Origin of the sequence: Nonomuraea gerenzanensis, from assembly GCF_020215645.1 — a bacterium.
GTDB lineage: Bacteria > Actinomycetota > Actinomycetes > Streptosporangiales > Streptosporangiaceae > Nonomuraea > Nonomuraea gerenzanensis.
Map to the genome: position 1 here is coordinate 9,889,108 of NZ_CP084058.1, position 19,842 is coordinate 9,908,949.

18 protein-coding genes and 2 pseudogenes are annotated in these 19,842 nt (G+C 68.0%); 11 read left to right on the forward strand and 9 right to left on the reverse strand.

Annotation, left to right across the window (positions count from 1 at the left end):
- Positions 1–53: 53 nt before the first annotated feature.
- Positions 54–1,431 (forward strand): annotated as a pseudogene (locus LCN96_RS45880) (transposase); the annotation flags it as partial.
- A gap of 107 nt (positions 1,432–1,538) precedes the next feature.
- Here LCN96_RS45880 and LCN96_RS45885 read toward each other — a convergent pair.
- Both LCN96_RS45885 and LCN96_RS57675 read right to left on the reverse strand, forming a co-directional pair.
- Positions 1,539–1,760, reverse strand: a complete 222-nt coding sequence (locus tag LCN96_RS45885) for a hypothetical protein (protein ID WP_225268684.1) — start codon at positions 1,758–1,760, stop codon at positions 1,539–1,541.
- A complete protein-coding gene (locus LCN96_RS57675) occupies positions 1,757–2,350 on the reverse strand; it encodes a hypothetical protein (protein WP_263657402.1) in 594 nt (197 codons plus the stop codon). Before LCN96_RS57675 ends, LCN96_RS45885 begins: the two co-directional genes overlap by 4 nt.
- 395 nt (positions 2,351–2,745) lie before the next feature.
- On the opposite strand from LCN96_RS57675, the gene LCN96_RS45895 reads away from it, so the two are divergent.
- The 5 genes and pseudogenes from LCN96_RS45895 to LCN96_RS57255 all read left to right on the forward strand — a co-directional run.
- Positions 2,746–2,913 (forward strand): NUDIX hydrolase, encoded by a 168-nt coding sequence (locus LCN96_RS45895; protein ID WP_225268685.1) that lies wholly within the window; start codon positions 2,746–2,748, stop codon positions 2,911–2,913.
- A gap of 283 nt (positions 2,914–3,196) precedes the next feature.
- Positions 3,197–4,801 carry a carboxylesterase/lipase family protein gene (locus LCN96_RS45900; RefSeq protein WP_225268686.1) on the forward strand — a complete coding sequence of 535 codons (1,605 nt, stop codon included), beginning with the start codon at positions 3,197–3,199 and terminating at the stop codon, positions 4,799–4,801.
- Positions 4,798–6,066, forward strand: a complete 1,269-nt coding sequence (locus LCN96_RS45905) for a sensor histidine kinase (RefSeq protein WP_225268687.1) — start codon at positions 4,798–4,800, stop codon at positions 6,064–6,066. The genes LCN96_RS45900 and LCN96_RS45905 overlap by 4 nt, the downstream gene beginning before the upstream one ends.
- Before the next feature lie 5 nt (positions 6,067–6,071).
- The gene (locus tag LCN96_RS45910) at positions 6,072–6,788 is read left to right on the forward strand and encodes a response regulator transcription factor (RefSeq protein WP_225268688.1); all 717 of its coding nucleotides are present in this window, start codon (positions 6,072–6,074) and stop codon (positions 6,786–6,788) included.
- An 80-nt stretch (positions 6,789–6,868) separates the two neighbouring features.
- Positions 6,869–7,375: pseudogene (locus LCN96_RS57255) on the forward strand (hypothetical protein); the annotation flags it as partial.
- A 176-nt stretch (positions 7,376–7,551) separates the two neighbouring features.
- On the opposite strand, the gene LCN96_RS45920 reads toward LCN96_RS57255, so the two are convergent.
- Positions 7,552–7,767, reverse strand: coding sequence for a hypothetical protein (locus tag LCN96_RS45920; RefSeq protein WP_225268689.1), 216 nt, complete (start codon positions 7,765–7,767; stop codon positions 7,552–7,554).
- A gap of 233 nt (positions 7,768–8,000) precedes the next feature.
- On the opposite strand from LCN96_RS45920, the gene LCN96_RS45925 reads away from it, so the two are divergent.
- Together LCN96_RS45925 and LCN96_RS45930 are read left to right on the forward strand one after the other, a co-directional pair.
- A complete protein-coding gene (locus tag LCN96_RS45925; RefSeq protein WP_225268690.1) occupies positions 8,001–8,201 on the forward strand; it encodes a hypothetical protein in 201 nt (66 codons plus the stop codon).
- A 92-nt stretch (positions 8,202–8,293) separates the two neighbouring features.
- A complete protein-coding gene (locus LCN96_RS45930; protein ID WP_225268691.1) occupies positions 8,294–8,470 on the forward strand; it encodes an SDR family NAD(P)-dependent oxidoreductase in 177 nt (58 codons plus the stop codon).
- A gap of 219 nt (positions 8,471–8,689) precedes the next feature.
- On the opposite strand, the gene LCN96_RS45935 is transcribed toward LCN96_RS45930, so the two are convergent.
- From LCN96_RS45935 to LCN96_RS45950, 4 genes are all read right to left on the reverse strand, one after another.
- On the reverse strand, positions 8,690–9,319 hold the full coding sequence (locus LCN96_RS45935; protein WP_225268692.1) for a hypothetical protein: 630 nt from the start codon (positions 9,317–9,319) through the stop codon (positions 8,690–8,692).
- Between the two features lie 51 nt (positions 9,320–9,370).
- Positions 9,371–9,763: a hypothetical protein gene (locus tag LCN96_RS45940; protein ID WP_225268693.1), complete on the reverse strand. Its 393-nt coding sequence runs from the start codon at positions 9,761–9,763 to the stop codon at positions 9,371–9,373.
- A gap of 696 nt (positions 9,764–10,459) precedes the next feature.
- Positions 10,460–10,687, reverse strand: a complete 228-nt coding sequence (locus LCN96_RS45945) for a hypothetical protein (RefSeq protein WP_225268694.1) — start codon at positions 10,685–10,687, stop codon at positions 10,460–10,462.
- Positions 10,687–15,207 (reverse strand): glycohydrolase toxin TNT-related protein, encoded by a 4,521-nt coding sequence (locus LCN96_RS45950; protein WP_225268695.1) that lies wholly within the window; start codon positions 15,205–15,207, stop codon positions 10,687–10,689. The genes LCN96_RS45945 and LCN96_RS45950 overlap by 1 nt, the downstream gene beginning before the upstream one ends.
- A gap of 929 nt (positions 15,208–16,136) precedes the next feature.
- On the opposite strand from LCN96_RS45950, the gene LCN96_RS45955 reads away from it, so the two are divergent.
- From LCN96_RS45955 to LCN96_RS45965, 3 genes are read left to right on the forward strand one after another with little or no spacing between them, the layout of a single operon-like run.
- On the forward strand, positions 16,137–17,015 hold the full coding sequence (locus tag LCN96_RS45955) for a DUF2637 domain-containing protein (RefSeq protein WP_225268696.1): 879 nt from the start codon (positions 16,137–16,139) through the stop codon (positions 17,013–17,015).
- Positions 17,012–17,161, forward strand: coding sequence for a hypothetical protein (locus tag LCN96_RS45960; protein WP_225268697.1), 150 nt, complete (start codon positions 17,012–17,014; stop codon positions 17,159–17,161). The genes LCN96_RS45955 and LCN96_RS45960 overlap by 4 nt, the downstream gene beginning before the upstream one ends.
- A complete protein-coding gene (locus tag LCN96_RS45965; protein WP_225268698.1) occupies positions 17,161–17,340 on the forward strand; it encodes a hypothetical protein in 180 nt (59 codons plus the stop codon). Before LCN96_RS45960 ends, LCN96_RS45965 begins: the two co-directional genes overlap by 1 nt.
- 233 nt (positions 17,341–17,573) lie before the next feature.
- On the opposite strand, the gene LCN96_RS45970 is transcribed toward LCN96_RS45965, so the two are convergent.
- Together LCN96_RS45970 and LCN96_RS45975 are read right to left on the reverse strand one after the other, a co-directional pair.
- Positions 17,574–18,053: a hypothetical protein gene (locus LCN96_RS45970; RefSeq protein WP_225268699.1), complete on the reverse strand. Its 480-nt coding sequence runs from the start codon at positions 18,051–18,053 to the stop codon at positions 17,574–17,576.
- Between the two features lie 24 nt (positions 18,054–18,077).
- A complete protein-coding gene (locus LCN96_RS45975) occupies positions 18,078–19,514 on the reverse strand; it encodes a helix-turn-helix domain-containing protein (RefSeq protein ID WP_225268700.1) in 1,437 nt (478 codons plus the stop codon).
- Positions 19,515–19,842: the final 328 nt, after the last annotated feature.

Genomic DNA, 19,842 nt, shown 5'->3' on the forward strand with positions numbered 1-19,842 from the left:
AAGATCTTGGTGGTCTGGTCAGGTCGAGTTTCGGGATGCAGACTCGGGTCGTGATGGGGCGCCGGAGGGCTCCGGCCGTGCCTGAGGTGTGGGTCGTGTGCCGGGAGATGATCCCTGCCGGGAGCGTGTTCGCGTTCCTGGCCGGGCATCGGCGGGTGTTGTTCCCATCGCAGGCGTTCGCGGACATGTACGCGCCGGTCAACGGGCATCCGTCGGTGCCGCCGGGGCTACTGGCCACAGTCGTGGCGCTGCAAGCGCTGCACGGGCTGTCGGATGAGGAGGCGGTCGGAACGCTGCGGTTCGATCTGCGGTGGAAGGCCGCCTGCGGGCTGGGCCTGTATGACCAGGGCTTCGATCCGTCGCTGCTGACCTACTTCCGGCGTCGGCTGGCCCGCTCGGCGGACCCGGACCGAATCTTCGGAGCTGTGCGCACGGTGGTGGAGCAGACCAGCGTGCTGACCGGCCGGATCCGGCGGGCGCTGGATTCGGCGGTGCTGCTGGATGCGGTCGCCACCCAGGACACCATCACCCAGTTGATCGCCGCGATCCGCCGGGTGGCCCGCCGGGTGCCCGGCGCGAGCGCGCTGGTGGCGGCGCACTGCCACGCCTGCGATTACACCGACCCGGGCAAGCCAAGAATTGCCTGGGACGATGAGGAGGCCAAGATCGCCTTGGTGAGCGGGCCGGTTACCGACGCGCTCACCCTGCTGGACCACCTGACCGGCCGGGACCTGGACGAGTCGGCCGCGCACGCGGTCGGTCTGCTGGCCCTCCTCGCCGGCCAGGATGTCGAGCCCGCCGAGGGTGCCGATGGCACCGACGGACGATGGCGGATCGCCCGCCGCACCGCACCCGACCGGATCATCTCCACCGTCGACCCGCAGGCCCGCCACATCCACAAGAGCCAGCAGCAGCGGGACGACGGCTACAAGGCCCACCTGGCCGTCGAGCCGGAGACCGGCCTGCTCATCGCCGTCGCCCCGCGGCCAGCCCGCCGTGACCGGCGGGTTCACCCTGGACGACTTCACCATCGACACCGACGCCTGCACGGTCACCTGCCCCGCCGGCCACACCGTCCCCCTGACCGAGCCAGGTGGCCGCTACCAGCAGCCCCGCGCCACCTTCACCGGTCTGTGCGCCGCCTGCCCGCTGCATGATCGGTGCACCACCGCCAAGACCAGCCACATCGTGACCATCCGCCCGCACCACGATCTACAAGCCGCCGCCCGCCACCAGGCCGCCACCGACCCCGCCTGGCAAGACGACTACCGGCGCTGGCGGCCCATGGTGGAGCGCGCCGTGGCCTGGCTGGTCTCTCGCGGCAACCGCCGCCTACGCTACCGCGGCACCACTGCCAACGACCGCTGGCTTCACCACCGCGCCGCCGCCCTCAACCTCCGCCGCCTGATCAACCTCGGACTCACCCACACCAACCGCATCTGGACCCTCAACCCGATCACCGCATGGCAACAGGGTGAGCCAGCTCATGCCACTCACCCATCAAGATCTTCAGGACATTCCTGGTGACACTCCCTGTGTCAACCTTGTGCATCAGATAGGGCAGTCGGGGCTGCTGCGGCGCCGTGCTTGGCGGCGTCGTACGGGACGCCATCAAGCCAGCAGCGCCAGATGACATGGATCCACGCACAGGCCAGAATCCGGATGGCATGGGCGTGGTCCTTGCCGTTGCTACGCGCGTCGGTATAGATCTTGGCGGCCCACGGGCTGGAACGTCGACTGTTGCCAGCGAAGGTGGTCATGGCTTTACGGAATCTCTTGTTGCAGGGCCCAGCGAAAGCCCACAGCCCGGTGCCGACCGGAGGCTCTGGTGACCGGGCATATCCCCGCGAGCGCGGCGATCGAGTCTGGCCCGGCATAGGCCTGGCGGCACTCGCCCCACTCGGACAGGATCTGAGCTGCATTGATCCGCCCGCCGTGACTCCGCCGGGCCGGGCCGACCTGGCGGCAGTTCCTGACCGCACATGCCCAGGCGATCGTCGCCTGCGACTTCCTGGTGGTCGAAACGGTGCTGCTCAGACGAAGCGATCGCCCTGGACACGAGCGCCATCAGGGGTTCGGGATCGGCGTAGAAGACGCGGGTGGCGCGCAGCCGGACCAGCACCTGAACCGGGTGAGCAGCCAGTGCATGAGAGATGTCGGTGGCGTAGTTGCCCGCCTCCAGCATCATCAGCGGCGGGGGATCGCCCTCGGCCGGCCTGCCGGTCGCCTGTAGATAACCAAGGAGGCCGATGATCCGTCCGATGGTGACATCGGTGTGGTCTTCGCCCGGGCGGATCCGGCGTGCCTGGATCGGATCCACCCACGAGGACGCGCCCCACTGCACCCCCACCAGCAGGCTGTAGGGCCAGCCGGGCAGCCACTTGTCGCCGCCCTTGCCCTCCGTGCCAAGCTCAAGTGAGACAAACCACGTCCGTGTGGCCGAGCAAGGTCTTGACCAGCCGCCACGGGTCGCCGAAGAGCAGGGCGAAGTCACGGCGGTCGGCCGTAGTGGGTCTCCATGAGCCGGTTCAACAGGATCAGCATGTAGAGCGCGAAGGTGTGCCTTCTGCCCCACTTGCTGTGTGCGGTTGTGTTTGTGTGGCGATCGAGCAGGCGGCTTTCCGTCGGGGTGTTCGCGCTGCCGGTCGACGCTCGTGGTGCGTTTCCGGGCAAGTAGCGTGACGCAGATCACTGGCTTGAGGCGCGTAGAGCAGGTTGTCGGTGGTGCCTGCGATCGTGTCCTGCATGGGCGAACTGGTCGAGCGAGTGGATGAACGGGGCCGCGTTCTGGGATTCGTGGATCGCGCAGAGGCGGAGCGTCGGCGATGGATGCATCGGATCGCGACAACGATCTGTCGCGATCCGATGCGGCGGATCCTCGTTCCGCGCCGGGCGGTGTCGGCGTACAGCTGAACGTACAGGGCATGTAGATGTAGACGTGCAAGGCTCCATGTGCCAGCTGATTCCCCGTCGTGGCAGGCTGGGCGCACTGCTCAGATGGTGTGAGGCACAGTCGCCGTCAACGGCGCCTTCGGCGTCGGGGCATCGGTTGGACTGCTGTCAACCCAGGTACACACGATTCCGCTGCCTCTGGCTGCGGCTGCGCCGCCCAGCCGTTCGGGAGACAACCATCGGTCGGCGAACCGCAACTTCCGGCCGTACCGGCGGAGACAGTGCCGTACCTAACGTGCCATACATGAGTTGGCTACGAATCGTGACCAGAGGCCCGGCTCGGCTGAGCGCCGCCGCGCTGCTGCTCATCCAGGGATGCGGTGCGACGGAGGCCCCGAAGGGGCCGGCGGCGTTTCCGGGTCCTGAGGTTGTGCTGGACAGCGGGACGATCCGCGGGGTCGCCGACGGAGATGTCCTGAGATATCGCGGCATCCGCTACGCAAGCCCGCCGGTCGGCGAGCTGCGCTGGCGGCCGCCCCAGCCGGTAGCCAGGTGGCGGGGCGTCGTGCCCGCGACGACCTCCGGCCCGGCGTGCCCGCAGGCGAGCGACAACGCGAAGGAGAGCAGCGATGCCGAGGACTGCCTCACGCTCGATGTGACCTTACCGGAGAAGGCGGGCAAGAAGCCGCGGCCGGTGATGGTCTGGCTGCACGGCGGCGGGTTCAACGCGGGCCGGGGCGCCGACTACGACCCGCGCCGCCTCGCCGTGCAGGGCGACGTCGTGGTGGTCACCGTGGAGTTCCGGCTCGGTGTGCTCGGCTACCTGGCCCTGCCGGGGATGTCCGGCGGGGGCACGTTCGGGCTGCAGGACCAGCAGGCGGCACTGCGGTGGGTACGGCGGAACGCGGCGGCCTTCGGGGGCGACGCCGGGAATGTGACGTTGTTCGGCGAGTCGGGCGGCGGCATCGCCACCTGCGGCCACCTCACCTCCCCCGCCAGCCGCGGTCTGTTCCACAAGGCGATCATCCAGAGCGGCACGTGCGGCACCGTCCTGCTGCCGAACGCGGTCTCCCCTGGCACGCCGAGACTCCCTTTCTGGCGCCCGCTGAAGGAGACGTACGCCGCCACCCGTACGGCCGCCCGGCAGGTCGGCTGCCGTGAGGCCGCCAGGATGCCGGAGTGCCTGCGCGCCAAGCCGGTCAAGGAACTGCTGAAGCTGACCGGGTACTTCGCGGCGGCCTCGTACGGCGGCCCCATCCTTCCCGTCGCCCCCGACAAGGCGAGGGACTTCGCCCGGGTGCCGGTGCTGTCGGGCCACACGTCCAAGGAGGCCCTGATGATGGCCGGGGTGATGAGCCTGCTCGGCCGGCCGATCACCGACGCCAACCTGTCCGGCCTGCTCCGCCAGGGCTTCGGCGATCAGGCGGACGAGGTCACCCGCCGCTATCCCCGCGACCGGTACGGCACCGCGAACGAGGCGTGGGCGGCGCCGTACACGGATGCGATCTTCTCCTGCCCTCATGTCGCCACCCAGGACGCCCTCGCCAAGCACACCAAGGTGTACGCGTATGTCTTCGGCGATGACACCGCGCCCCCGTTCATCCCGACCGTGCCCGGTTTCCCGGCCGGCGCGGGACACGCCTCGGAGCTGGCGTACCTCTTCGACGTCAAGGACAAGCCGATCAACCTCGACGGCCGGCTCGTCCCGCTCACGAGGACCCAGCAGTCGGTGGCCCGGGATATGGTGACCGCCTGGGCCACGTTCGCGCGGACCGGCACGCCGGCGTCGAGCGGCAAGGCGTGGCCGCGCTGGCAAGGCGGCAAGCCGGTGGCCCACCTGATCAGCGAGCGCCCGGGCAGCACCGCCACCACGTCCCCGCCCCGATGTGACCTGTTCAACCGACCATGACCTCCGCACCCCAGGCGAACGAGGCCAGGAGGGCTCAGGCCTTCCTGGTCCTGGCCATGGTCGCCTTCATGCTGCTCGACCTGGCCCTCTACCGGAACGTCCAGCGCACCAGCGGCCCCCTCGGCCCGGCCGCCGGCCTGGTGCTGAGCCTCGTCGTGGACGCCTGCCTGCCCTTCCTCGGCCGCTTCCCCCGTACGGTCGCGCTGGTGGCGTGCGCGGCAACGGTGGTGGCGGCCGTCGGGGACATGCTGGCACTCGGCACGTTCACCCCGGCCGAGCAGATCACGCCGGTGACCGCGCCGCCGTGCACGCCGGTGATCGTGTGGTTCCTGGTCCATCGGCTGCCGCGCCCGAAGGCGCTGGCGTACGTGACGGTGCTGGCCGTGTCGGCCATCCGGCCGTGGGTCCCGGACTGGGAGACGGTGTACGCCGGTCTCACCACGACGATCCTGCCCGCCGTACTCGGTCTGTACATCCGCGCCCGCCGCGAACTGGTGGAATCGTTGCGGGACCGGGCCGAAAGCGCCGAACGGGAGCAACGGCTGCTCGCCGAGCGGGCCAAGGCGGGAGAGCGGCAGCGGCTGGCCGGGGAGATGCACGACATCGTCACCCATCACGTCACGGAGATCGTCCTGGCCGCCGGCGCGCTCAAGGTCTCGACCGCCGACCACGCCGTCCAGTCCGCCGCCGAGCACATCCGCGACGCGGGCACCCGCACGCTCACGGAGTTGCGCGACCTGATCGGCATCCTGCGCCACGGCCGGCGCCACGAGCCCGAACGGTCGACGCATGTCACGCTGACGACCTCCGACCTCGAAACCCTGGTGAACGGGGCCGTCGCGGCGGGCAACCCGACCACCTTGCGCGTCACCGGCCGGCCGGGGGTGGTGACTCCGGCGATCGCGCGGGCTGCGTACCGGGTGCTGCAGGAAGCGCTGACCAACGCCAGGAAACACGCGCCCGGCACGCCGGTGGAGGTTGAGGTCGCCTACGACCACCACACCATGACCGTCACGATAAGCAACACCTCACCCGTGATCACCTCCGAGCTGGCGGCGAGCGGCTCAGGGATGGGCCTCGACGGGCTGCGGAGCCGCGTCACCCTGCTTGGCGGCGCCTTCACCGCCACCCCCGACCCGGACGGCGGATTCCGCGTCGCCGCCACCCTCCCCGCCTCCGTCCCCACGGAGACCGATGTCCCCATGGAGTCCGAGCATCGCACCCCGCGCGGGCAGGATGTCCCCGACGGTCGGCATGGACGGTAGACGACATGATCAAACTACTCGTGGCCGACGACGATCCCATGGTCCGCCGTCACCTCCAGACGATCCTCGCCTCGACAGGCGAAATCGAGGTGGTGGCAGAGGCCGAGGACGGGGCGGAGGCAGTGGAGGCCGTGCTGCGTACGGCCCCCGACGTCGTACTGATGGACATCAGGATGCCCGGCGTGGACGGCATCACCGCAACCGCCGAGATCACCAGGCTGTCCACCCCACCTGCGGTCATCGCCCTCACCACGTTCGACTCCGACACCCACGTCCTGAGGGCGCTGGCGGCGGGAGCCAGCGGCTTCCTGGTCAAGTCGACGCCGCCGGAGGACCTGCTCGACCTCGTCAAGGTGGCGGCCCAGGGGCACACCGTACTGTCCCCGACCGCCGCCCGCCATCTCATCTCGCGCTCTGCCAGGACCGACGACCACACCCGGGCCGCCCAGGAGAAGGCCGACGCGCTGAGCGAGCGCGAACGCGACGTACTCGGCTGCCTCGGGGAGGGGCTGGCCAACGGCGAGATCGCAGCGCGGCTGTTCCTGTCGGAGACCACGGTCAAGAGCTACGTCTCACGACTGCTCGACAAACTCGGCCTGGCCAACCGCACCCAGGCGGGCCTGCTCGCCCACCAGGCACGCCTCGTCCCCGACAACCGGCAGGACGAAACGCCGTTGAGAGCCTGTCAGGCGAAATCTCCTGAAAATGGTCAGGAACGTTGATCCGGCGGCAAGGGGCACTGCTGACCGTCGTCCTCCACCACGACCCGTACGAGCTGGACGTGCGGGTGGAGAACGAGGGGCGCCAAGGCCGCTACCAGGACGTGGCCGAGAACCTGAAGGTCAAAGGGGCCCGGATCGGCGAGGCCGACCGGTTCGTGATCTGCCTCAACCCCGAAGGCGCCGAACGCGACGCCGCCATCCGCCGGCGTCTGATCGCCCAACTGGAAGAGGTGATCGCCGACACTGACACGCTCAGCGCCACCAAACGCGCCGAAATGCGCGGCGTCATCTCCACCAAGCCGGGCCTGAACCGGTATCTGCGTACCATCACCTACCGCCGCGTATGGGCCAGAGCGCGCGCTGACGCGCTCAGACCAACCGAAGTGGCCTCGCCACTCGCCAAGCGGGTCTACGACCTCCGCCACGCCTGCGTCTCCACGTGGCTCAACGCGGGGGTGCCCGCCACCCAGGTAGCCGCCTGGGCCGGACACAGCGTGGAGGTCCTGCTGCGCATCTACGCCAAGTGCGTGGCTGGCCAGGACGAGGCCGCCAGGCGCCGCATCCTCACCGCTCTCCAGCAGGACTGATCGCCTGGGAAGGCATTGGGAAGGATCACCCGGTGATGCCTGGCGATAGCCGTACACCACCGGACACAAGACAAGAGCCCCTGACCCACATCTCAGGTGGTGCCGGGTCCTGACGCCCTGTGACGGGGCGTACGAGCACGTGCCGAGCACGGCACACGCCCTATTGAATTGATAAATCACGCTTCCTGGCAGAGATCCCGCACGCCAGCACTGTCGGCCCGCCCATGGATGATGGTCGCAGTGCTCGGCACGTGCTCCATCACCGACACCACGTCCGGGGGCGTGACCCGGGCGGCCTGCAGGAACCGGATCCTGACGACCAGCCGGCGGTCGCTGGGGCTGGCCGGGGAAGTCCTGTGGCAGGTGCCACCGCTGGACGAGGACAGCGCCATGGAACTCTTCGCCGAACGGGCGGCCGCAGCTGTCCCCGGGTTCACTCTCGACGCCGGACTCTCCAAGACCGTCGCCGAGGTCTGCCGTCGGCTCGATGGGCTGCCTCTAGCCCTTGAACTGGCTGCCACGCGACTACGCGCGCTCGACATACAAAAGCTGGCACACCCCGCCGCCGCCTCCGCCGACCGGGTCCATCCGGGTGCAGCGCCGGGTGGGCCGAGGCGGCCGGATCATGGTGGGCAACCAGCGGATGAAGCTCGGCAAGGGCAACGTCGGGAAGATGGTCACGGTGGTGATCGAGGAGACCTACTTCCGCATCCTGCACGGCGAAGAGGAGGTCGCCACTCGACCCCGCAGGAATACCGTGCCGATCACCCAACTGAAGGTCCACGCCCGCCACTCCAACCCAGGCAAGCCGTCCAGCATGTCCTGAGACCTTCATCGCCGGACCAGCACGCCGAAAACGTCAAGCCTGTCCTGAGTGCACCCAGTCAAAGAAGTCGTGAGACCACACAATCATCCGGAGTGCTGCGCGAGGGCGGCCGCGTCATCACGGTGAGCTCCGGGCTCGGCACTCGAGTCGGCGTCCCGGGCGCGGCCGACTATGCGGCGACCAAGGCGGGGGTCGAGCGGTACACCATGGGCGCCGCCCGCGACCTCGGCTCCGGGGCATTACCGCCGACGTCGTGGAAGCCGGGCTGACGGAGGGCGGCATGGAGCCGCCAGACCCCGAGGCCCTCAAGGCTCTGCTCAGCTCGCTGTCCCACGGCATCGTGGTGTAGCGCATCGGCTACACCACCGGCCCAACCCCAACCATAGGCCGTGCCTACTTTCCCTGTGTCGCCAGTTTGAGCGGACGGCTGGGGCCTGGGGCAGGCGTTGGCGTCCACGCGTCGCGACGACGTCGCAAACCTTCCGCCATCAGGGTTGAGGGCGTATGGCGACGATAGCGATCTCACCACTGACGGCGTAGTCCGCGACCACGGGCGCCACCACGCTGTCGACAATGACCGTGGCCTGGCCGGCCGATCCGGAGGTGTAGCTCACGCCGTCCACCACCGCCTCCTCCGCGACCAGAACGGGCACTTCGGAGTCGCGTCCGCGCCCGGGCACGTGAATGAGCTGAACCCGTTCCCCTCGTTGGAGGTCGTAGGGCGCCTGACCCGGCTTGAGCGCCAGCCCCAGCCTGACAGCCCTTCCGGCGACCGCTCCGTCGTCGCCGCCCGCGACCATCGGCCGGGTGAGCAGTGACCCCGGCAGCACCGTGACCGTGGCCACGGTCGCCGCCACCTGATCCCGCTGGGACCAGGACCAGTACGAGACTCCGTCATCAGCGATCCGCGCCTCCTGTAGCACTTCGGGATGGAAAGGCTGTCCGGCGCCCACTCGCTTGGTGACGCGGATAACGGACGTACGCTCGTCGGCACGCATCACCAGCAGAGTGGTGGCCAGGGCGCCACCGAGCACCAGCAGTACGGCGAGCGCGGCAAGCCCCGGGCTGCGTTGACGGGACCACTGCGGCAGCCCACGGGAAGCGGCTCCAGTCAGCACACCCACTCCTTCGGTCCTGCACGGAAACGGGCCGTTTCGGAGCCCTGGTCTTTAAAAGTTGCGTGCCGGGTTGCACCAGCGCCACGAGCCACCTTCAGGGTCGACGTCGGGGCCATAGCAGAATTTGGCCCGCTTGATGGAACCGAAGAACACCGAGTCCAGTACACATCCGCGCTTCGGCCCGGTCTGCAGGAGTATCGTCCGGCCTATCGTCGTCTGATACTCCACGGCCACCTTGTCCTTATCATCCACGGCATCACACAGCGCGACACTCTTACGGTTGGCGCTGATCTCGACATTGCCGAGTCGGCCGTACCCGTCATTCCATGGTCGTCCTGATGCCCACACGGGCCCGGATGCCGTCAGCGAAGCAGTCAGCATTCCGGTTGCTACCAGCACCCAGGGTGGCATCGCCTCTCCCTTCCAGTCACGACGCCACATCATGTCACTGATGGTAATTGAATACAATCAGAACGTAGCGAAAGGATAAAGCGCGTGATCCCTTGACCTGGCTGGCGGCCAACGGGATGCCATATGTGACCGTACGAGCATTCTGAGCTCCCCACCCGGTGAGGGTGCAGGCCGAACGCCCGCCAGATGCGCCCCGCGCCAAACGACGATCTGCCCACCCGGCGTTGAAGGCCCGCCGCGGCCAGTGGGCGGCACCCTTTTCAGGTGCGGACCACTAACTCCTCCACATCCGCGTCGGCGAGTGTGCGCGGCGTGGCCTGGCATGCCGCGCCCTGTTCACAAGTGAGTAGCACACCGATCACGGTCGAAGCACCCGCATCTGAAGAGCGGGAACGCTTTACACTTCTCCCGCTGCGGATATCGCCTTCACCAGGCCAAACAGCAGTCAAGTGACGGGCGATGGCGATCAACCCGTCTACCAGGGGCTCTACTACGTCATCAGGCGAACACCCCACCCGCGATCATGCCGTGATCAGCGCCACCGCACCACGGATGAAACGGGTCTAATGGTGACTCCACCCGACTACGCCACCAAGCAGGTCTCCTCGGAATCACCACACCCACAAGATCGTCATTCTTCGACATGGCCCAGCTTGGCAAGGTTCAGCCTGGGAGGCGACGTCATGGCGGCTGGCAGCACCACACGCAGTTGCGCGCACCCGGTCCAGTTCAGAACGCTCGCTGCGTGACCTGGTTGAAAAAGTACTCACAAGCAGCATGTTCGTCCTTGAATCGCTGCAATTCATATTTGGCGCCTCGTTCGAACCAGAACGCCTGCCATACTTTTCCCTGCTTACGCAGACACCACTGGCTGTCATCCGGTTGTTCCAGGATGCAGTAGAGGTGGGGATCGATGTCTGTGTCGGCGAGTGCTGCCCGCAGCTCTTGAACATTCATCACGAGACCACCCTGATATCCCCGTTCTTGAGCAGCGAGTCGATGCCGTTGGGCAGGAGTATCTGGAAGCCGCCTCCCGGCTGGCCGAACCATGGGCGGACGAGACCATACTGGACGTCGATGGGTCGCGTCACCTCATAGGTCGTCAGCCTGCGAGATCTCGCCGACCGATCAAGGGCGCGGGTCTCGAAGGCCGTGCCCGCTGGAGAGACGAATCGGCCTCCGTCCAGCGCCGGATCGTAGCCGTACCTGTCGAATCGGTCCCCTGAATTCAGCCGGAGATCTACCGGCGGCCCGTCGAATCCGTTGTTCCGTGGCCATCTGTAGTTGTTGTCGCGAGGGTATGCGGCGAGGCCGAGGGGGTCGAGCCAGCCGGTGGTGTTGAGGACGTAGGCGTGGGGAAGCCAGCCGCCCACCAGGCCGAGGGGATCGTTGCTGAGGAAACGGGCGGTCTGGGGATCGTAATGGCGGAAGTAGTTGTAGTGAAGGCCGGATTCTTGGTCCGCGTACTGGCCGGGGAATCGCAGCGGGCAATCCGCGCCCGCTGTGATCGCGCCTGAAGAGGTACCCCAGTGGGCCTGGTTCAGGCGCCAGGTGAGGTGGCCTTCAGGGGCGGCGAGTTCGAGTGGGGTGCCAATCAGGTCGGTGATGACGAGGGAGAACTGGGCGTCGATCCACTCCTGCGGGGCGTGTTGCGCGGGGATGCGTTCGGTCTGGGTGAGGGGGCGGAAGGTATCGGGGGCCCAGTTCCATATGGTGGTCCGGTCCTCGCTGATCTGCTCGGCCAGGTTCAGGCCGTCCCACACGAAGTGCACACGGCCGGTCCCGTCGGCGCGTTCCTTGGCGATGCGGCGGCCGAGTGGATCGTACAGGTAACGCCATTCCTGCCCGTCGGGTGCGGTAACGCCGATCAGGCGGTCGTCGGCGCTCCAGGTGTACCGCCACGTCTCCGTCCGGCCTCCCAGGCGTTCCTGCCGGCGTGCGACGGTTCGGCCCTGGGAGTCGTACTCGTAATGGAGGTGTCCCGCCTGCTGGAGCAGGGTGCCGGCATAGGCGCGCGACCCCTGAGCATCCCTGGGCCCGGGCCAGGCGGCGTCGGTGATCTGACCGGTGGAGTCGTAGGCGTAGTGCTCGCTCCAGCCGGAGCCGTGGACGGCGGTGACCCGGCCGCGCGGGTCCAGGTCGTAGCGGCGACGGCCGGACAGCAGGTCGTCCACCTGGACGAGATAGCCGTCGGGCCGGTAGCTGTGGGAGCGCCGCTGAATGGCGCGGCTACCTTCGGACGCGGGGCGGAGGGTTTGGGCACGTACGCGGGAGTCGGGATCCCAGTGATGGGTGAGCGACATCCCGGTGCCGAAGCGCCGTGATGTTTCGCGGCCCGCCGGGTCGTAGCCGAATTGGATGATGTGGCCTGAGGTGTGCAGGGCCACGAGCCGATCGTCGGCGTCGTACTCCCAGATGCTCTCCGCACCGGATGGGGTGCGATGGTGAGTACGGCGGCCCATCGCGTCGTACGTGCTGGTCAGGGTGCGGCCGTTGCAGGTCTCGGCGATCACGCGGCCGTGCTGGTCGCGGACGAGCTGCAGATCGGCGTCCGCGTTCGCGGCACGGGTCAGCCTGCCCAGAGGATCGTAGGCGAGAGTCGTGACTTGGTCACCCGATTGCCGCTCGATCGGCCGGTTCAGGTCGTCGTAGGCGTAGCGGGTGGGCTGACCGGCGCCGTTGACGCGTTCCGTGATCCTCCCGGCCGGATCACGGATGTAAGTCAGAACGCGGTGGTTGAAGTCGGTCTCGCCGATCAGGGCGCCGTTGGGGTCGTAGGTGTAGCTCCAGGTCAGACCTTGGGGGTTGGTGACCTGGACGAGGCGCAGTTCGGTGTCGTGAGTGAAGGTGAGACGGGCACCGTCCGGTGTGGTCTGTGCCGCGGGTAGGTCGAAGGGGCCGATGTCAGTACGGGTGACCTGGCCGAGCGGGTCTCGGTGCTCGATCAGGTTGTTCTCGGCGTCGTAGGCCCAATGCTCGGTGGCCCCGCTGGGCAGGTTTCGGGAGGCGAGTCTGCCCTCGACGGTCCAGGTGTAGGAGGTGGTCTGGCCGAGCGGGTCGGTGACGGAGGTGATGCGGCCGAAGGGATCGCGGTCGTAGCGGGTGGTGGCGCCGAGCGGGTCGGTCACGGCGGTGGGCAGGCCAGCCTCGTTGGTCTCAACGGTGTGGGTGTGACCGAGCGCGTTGGTGACCGAGGCCAGGTGGCCGTGCTCGGTGTAGATGTAGCGGTGGAGAGAGTCGGCGATCAGGTTGCCGCGCTCGTCGCGGGTCAGCGGCCAGGCGGTTGCGTCGAAGTCGGTGACGACAGTCGGCATGCCGTGCTCGTCCCGGTTGAAGGTGCGGCGGGCGCCGTCCGGGCGAGTGATGGCTTGAAGGTGCAGGTCGTCGTGGTGGTAGGTGGTGGTGCGGCCGAGCGGATCCGTGTGGGCCAGCAGGCGGTCGTGGCGGTCCCACTCGTATGTCGTGGTGTGACCGAGGGGATCGGTCTCCTGGGTGACCTGGAGCAGGTCGTTGTAGCGGTAGGTGGTGACGTGGCCGAGGGAGTCGCGGGCGGTGGTGACCCTGTCGGCGTAGCTGATCTCGGTGTCGAAGACTCCGTCGATGCCGGTACCGGCCGTGCAACGCCCCTGACCGTCGTAGGTGTAGGCGTACCACGTGCCGATCCGGTCCCGCCAGCCTGTCATGCGGCCGTCGGCGTCGTAGGAGAAACGCAGCGGCAGGCCCGAGGAGTTGGTGATCTCGGTGAGGTTGGCATGCTCGTCGTAGCCGTACGTGATGAGGGTCTGGGCCGCCTCGCGTAGCCGGATGGCGACGACTAGACCGGCATGGGTTTCCAGGCCGAGGTGGTAGCCACCGGAGTGGACCACCTCGACCGGGACGCCTTCGCTGGTGTAGCGCAGGTCGATGCGGTTGCCGTTCCGGTCGGTGATCGCTCCCAGGGGCAGCACGTGCGGCTCCCCCGCCTCCTCGGTGGGCAGGTCGGGCGATACCGCGAAGTGGAGAGTGTGGCTGGCGGCAGGATCGGTGACCAGGTAGTGATCGGCCTTCCGGTACAACAGCCAAGGGGGGCCGTTGCCGGGAAGAACCGGTCGTTCCCCATCGGGATGAGAGAAGGTGAGCAGCGCGCCCGAGGCGGTGGCCATGCACACCCCCTCCGCATCGATCTCCAGCCGCTGATCCAGCGTCGAGGCCCACGACGGGCCGAACCAGCGCCCCTGCCGATAGCTGGACAGGTACGTCCGCTCCAGCAGCAGCGGCAGGACTCCGGGCAGTTCCACGTCGGTCTGCGGCAACAGCACCGTGCCGGACGGGAAGTGCACCGGATCCTTGCTGAAGAACTGCTTGGTCTTCTGCCACGCCGTGCTCGCCGCAGTGGACACGCGCCCTGCCCCGGCCCGCATCGCCGACCGGATGGTGGAAGTGCCCACAGCCCCGAGCCCAGCCGGCAACGCGCCGCGCAGCGCCGTCGCCCCCGCCGGCAATCCAGCGCGCAGCGCACCCAGCCCCAGCAGTTGACCACCGCCGGCGCGTACGCCGGCGGCCATGCCACTCAACCCGGCCACTGCCTTGGCCCCCTGCGCCAGCAGCCCCACCTGCCGACCGCCCGGTAAGACGCCGATCCCGTCCATGACAACCTGCCCCAGGCCGCCCCTGCCCTGGCGGAACTTGTTGAGGGAGTCGGCGAACACCACCGCCCCGGCCACCACCGCCGCCCCCAGCAAGACGGCCCCGGCGATTCCACCGGTACCGACCACCAGCAGCGCCAGCCCGGCCACCATCGCCACGTTGCGGGCCAGATTGACGAAATCATCCCAGGAGCGGAACGGCGTGCTGACGGTGTCCCAGGCCTGCTCCAGCCAGGACTTGTTCTGGATGCCAGAGCCTTCCAGCGCCTGCTGGATACCCTCGGCCGCCCTGTTCTCGGCCTCACCGCGCAGCCTGGCCGCCTCGTCGGCGATCCGCCGTGCCCGGCCCCGGTCGGCCTCGGCGTTCTGCGCTCGCTGCACCGGCGGGCGTACCGAGGCTTGCAGGCTGGGATCAGCGGCTTTCACCGCTGATTCGACCTCGGCCAGGCCGGTGAGCCCAGACGCAGCAGGCAGTAGAGCGCGAATCTCGCGCAGAGCGCCCTGATACTGCATATCGGCCGATCGGCCCTGGCTCAGTGCGGTGCCTGCCTGCGTCTTGGCCTGGCCCAGGCTGTCCGCAAAGGTCTTCAACGCGTTGCCCGCACCTCGGTAAGCAGCGCCCAGCTTGGCCAGTTCCGCGGGTAGCCTGCTCAGCGCTTCGGTGTACTTCGGTGCGTAATCGCCATGCATCCGCAGTGCCGAACTGTTGGAAGCCACCCCGTTCAGCCGAGCGGTGTTGTCCTCGGCCAGCTTGGCCTGGCCCAGCAGCTTCTCAGCCAGAGTTCGGACTTCCTCCGGGTTTCCCGGCGTGGGGTCACCGGTCAGCCCCAATGTCTCCCATCCGCCTGGCATGCGATCACCTGCTCCGTGGAGGTCCCCTCCTCACCGGTACGCAAATGACAAAGCACGAGGTTCGATGGGATTGGAAAGGAGTTCAGGCGACCAGTTCCAGCGGGTTTCCCCTATGCCCCGAGAAGGCAAACAGAGACATCAGGCGCGTCGCCAGCCTCAACCAGGACGATCACACGACTGGCCCGCCGCGACCCAGGGCAATGGTGCCCGTCGTTCGGACGAGGCCCGTCGTGAACCGGAACGGCTGCGTCGGCGTCTTGAGCAGAGTCCGTGCGCGCGAGCACACACCGAGCACAGCGTCCCTGACGTCAACCCTCGGCATCCACGCCACAGGAGCGTTACCCCAGTTCAAGACCCTGTGCGGCCCTTGGTTTGCACGCTTGCAACAGGGTGGGCCGTCGGATTGAGCATCCAACAGCGGGAACCCGTGCGTCCGACGCTCTGACAACGCAGATAGGAGCGATTCTCAAACGTTCGCCACGCCTTAACAAACGATCATCAGCATCCCCACCTGCCTCGCCCCCTCGAACGACTCGAACATGAAGGCCGGGTCAAGGCATGGCTCACCTGATCAAGATAAGCGCGCCCTGCAGGATTCGAACCTGCGACCGTCGGATTAGAAGTCCCAGGCAAGGGGTTCATAGCGGTTCACCATGGGCCGCTCTACCAGGCATGACCCCCTGGTGCTCTCCGGCGGACTCCAGTGAACCACGCGGCGCTGCTACATGCGCTGCTACACAACACCCAAAGCGTGATCAAGCTATATCAGCAGGTCACGAGGGCATATTCGTCCCCCACTCCCCCACCTCAACCGCCCCTAGCTGAAGTAGCCCACGCCAGACCTCAACAACAGGAGCGGCCCCGGGCCGGTGCGCCAACACCAGCCCGGGGCCTGAACCCGACCCCTGCACACACAGGAGAAGGATCTAATGGAGAACACTTCCACACCCGTCGTGCGCTCAGCGAAGCAGGCGGCACGCTGGCCGCGTATCGGGCGCTTTCTGCAGGCCCCCTTCCGGACCCGCCGGCACCACCCCGTTCCGCCCGCCGAGGCCCGCGTCGAGACCGGCACACCCGGTCGCGGAGACAAGGCCATCCGGTCGTTCGCCGTCGTCGTCCTCCTCGGCGTCGCGGGTGCCGCCGCGTACGTCTCGTACCACCACTTCTACGCCCTCGCCATCGCCCTCGGAGAGCGGCATGACATGGCGATCCTGTACCCGGCCATGTCGGACGGCGTCATCGTGATGGCGTCGCTCGTGATGGTGCACTGCTCGATCCGCCGCTTGCCGGTGCCCGTCCTGGCGTGGATCGCGCTCATCGGCGGCGGCGTCGTGACGCTGGTCGCCAACGTCGCCCACGGATGGAACGGCGGACTTGGGTCTCGCCTGCTCAGTGCCCTTGCCCCCATCGCGTTCGTGGGCGCGTACGAGCTGCTGATGTGGCTCGTCAGGTCCGGCCGGAAGGTCGCCGACAGGGCCGCCGCGACCCCCTCGGAGCTTCACGTGTGCGAGCCCGTCGAGGTCGTTCGCGAGGTCGAGAAGGTCGTCACCACCCTGCCCGTGGACCGGTTCGAGGCGGCACGACTCACGTTCGAGGAGAGCCTCAAGCCGGGCAACAAGCGGGTCGGCCGGCGGGCCCTCATGAACCGGTGGGGCATCGAGCAGCGCGAGGCCGAGGAGATCATCGCCGAGGTGGAACGGGAGCGCGCCGGGACCGGCACGGCGCCCGCCCTGCCGGTGCCCCCGACCGGGCTGTCTGTACCGTCCGTCAACGGGTCGCCCGCGACCGGTACGGCGGTGGCCCCGTGATCCGCTGGGAGTACGTCGTCGAGGGGTTCAACCGGTGGGACGCGCGCCAGCTTCACGAGATCCTCAACGATCGCGGCGGGGACGGCTGGGAGTTGGCCGCGATCGACTGGGACACGCGCGTCATGATCTTCAAGAGGTGGTTCTGATGACCGCCCTCATCATCGCCACGCTCGTGGTGCTGTTCCTGTCGAGCGCGGCCCAGGACGCCCGCCCGGCCGACCGTACGCCGCTCCAGGTCGCCGCGACCGTGCGACACACCTCGTGGTGGCGGCCCGCCTGGCGGCTGCTCGCCCTGATCGTCGGCGGGCTGCTGATCGCCCTCTAGTACGTCCCGAGCTGATCCGCGAGGGGCTCGCGCGGCGCGAGGAGGACGACGGCGGGGCGGGTTAAGTTACCGCCCTGCCTCTCGAAACCGTGCTCTCGGGGGATCTCGGAGCCCTCGGGACGGACGGCGTAACTCGCTTAACTCTGGACGTTTACGCAGGTCGGGGTAGTCAACTTCGGTCCCCGGCCTGCCTAACTCGCCGAGTTACGAACGTAACCCCCGTAACTCGGCCATCAACTCCGAGCCGAGCCCTCGGGCCAGACGATCGTCACGGGTAGGCCACGCTCTCGGGCGTCGGCCACCACCTCGGCCGTTCCTCCCTTACCGGTGCCGGGCTGCCCATCCCAGACGGCCACCAGTTCGTCGATCGTGTCCAGCACGGCATTGTTGGCGGCCTCGTACGCCTCGCGGTTGGCGTGGTCGAAGTCCATGAGCCGGACGGTCGCCGCGGCGGTCATGAGCCGGTCGAACTGCTCGGCGTGGTCCGGCTTCACCTTGGCCTCGCGGTAGTCCCTCGACGGTAGAACGACCTCCAAGTCCCCGCCGGCCGCGAGCACGGCCTCGGCGAACAGGCTGTCCGCCCCGCGAGCGATGCAGGACACGCCCACGAGGTCGCCGCCCAACGAGGCGAGGTGCGCGCGTAGAGCGTCGGAGACGAGGCGGGCCGCCTCGGGGGTCAGGTTCATGTGGCCGGTCACGCCGATGCGCATCATCGAGCCCTTCCTGTCGTGGGGGTTCTAGCGTGCCAGCGTCTCGCGGATGTGCTGCTGCAAGGGCGCGACGACGGGGTCTTTCCGGGTCTCGATCTCCACATAGAACTCGCGGAGCTGAACGCGGACCCGGTCGGACTGCACTTGCCCGGCGGTCTCGGTAGCCGCGTTGCCCACGGACACGGCCTCGTCGATGTCGCCGCTGATCAGATGTGCGTAGGCGAGCCCCACTTGATCGAGCGCGAGACTACGCAGGCTTGAGCGCTGCCGGAGTGCCACGGCCCGCCGGATGTGGTCGAGGGCGTCGCTCGCGAACCTGCTGTCCTGCTGGGACAGCTCCAGGTACCGGCCGCCGGTCACTCCGGCCAGCTCGGCGGCGTCGAAGTACGTGATCCACTCCGGATCGGGGTCGTCCGAGCTGATCTCGCTGAATGCGTCCTCGGCGGCGCCGGTGGCTCGTTTGAATGACTCGGGCCGCCCCATCGCCGCGTACGACCACGCCTCACGGGTGTGCAGCATCGCGCGGAGTCGAGGGGTGGCAGTTGACCTGACCCCGTCGAGGGCGAGCCGGGTCAGCTCCAGCGCATCCTGTGGTTGATCGAGGTACAGAAGTTGCCGGGCCATGGACGCGAGGACGCTCGCGCCGAACGGCCTGTCGCCGGCGGGCTTGGACGCCTGCAGAGACAGGGCGTAATACTTCTGCGCTGCGGTCTGCATGCCGCAGTCCCATGACATGGTGGCGGCGACCTTGGAGAGCTGCGCCATCACGTGGAAAAGGCGGGTTCGGATCTCGTGCGGGTGGTTGTCTCGGACGAGATCGGCTACCTCGTTCAGTTGCCCGATCACGGCCTTGCGGGCGAGCCCGCCCCCGTGCTGGTCATCCCACGTCCGGAAGACGTTCGTGGCTGCTTCGAGCTGGGCGACCTCGTCCAGGCCGATCCGCCCGGCCTGGACGGTCACGGGCGGTTCGGGAGTCGTCTTCGCGAGCCAGCGCTGTACCGGATCGACGAGCGGGAGCCCGGCGGTGATGGCCAGCGCCTTGACCGCGTCTCGGCGGTTCAGCACGAGATCGCTCTTGGTGATGTCGTAGATGGCATCGGCTGTCGGTCCTGCTTCCCAGAGCCAAGGGAGGGAGGGCGAGGAGACCGAGTTCGCGACGTCGTTGGCGCTTTCATCGGTCGTGACCTCCGGCAACGCCGGACGCTCGAACAGCTTAGCCTCTGGGATCTCGAACGCGCGTGAGTACAGAAGGGGATACGGGTCACGCGGAGAGCCCTTGCCCGCCTCATGGCGTTTAACCCTCGTCAGGACCGACTCGAACTCTGCCATGGCGATCTTGTCACCGGCGGCCTTGAGCAGGTGGACAGCCAGTTGCTTCTGGGACCAGCCGCGTTGCCTGCGCTCGTGCCGGATGCGTTCGGCGTATGCCGGGAGGGGCGTCTTGCGGCCGGTCTCGTCTGTCATGCCGCACCTCGTCACGGGGGAAGGTGACACGCTCGCGTCCCCCAGTGTCCCCTAACGACCCCTGTCGTGGTGCTGTTACACAGCGTTGTGATGAATCTGTGCACCCGGATACAGAAAGCTTCTACTCTTGGACGGCTCGTGATGATCGGAGTCGTGCCCGACATGGCCTGACCTGCGACGGTTCGCGCGCCACGGTGGAACTTTTCTCCGCGCTGCGCGACCTCTTGCCGGGCGCTCGGGGGTGCGTCCGGCGGGTGCGATTCGACCACGCGCACCCCGTTGACTACCTGACCGCAAGGCCGATCATCCGCGCGTATCGGCGGCCTAC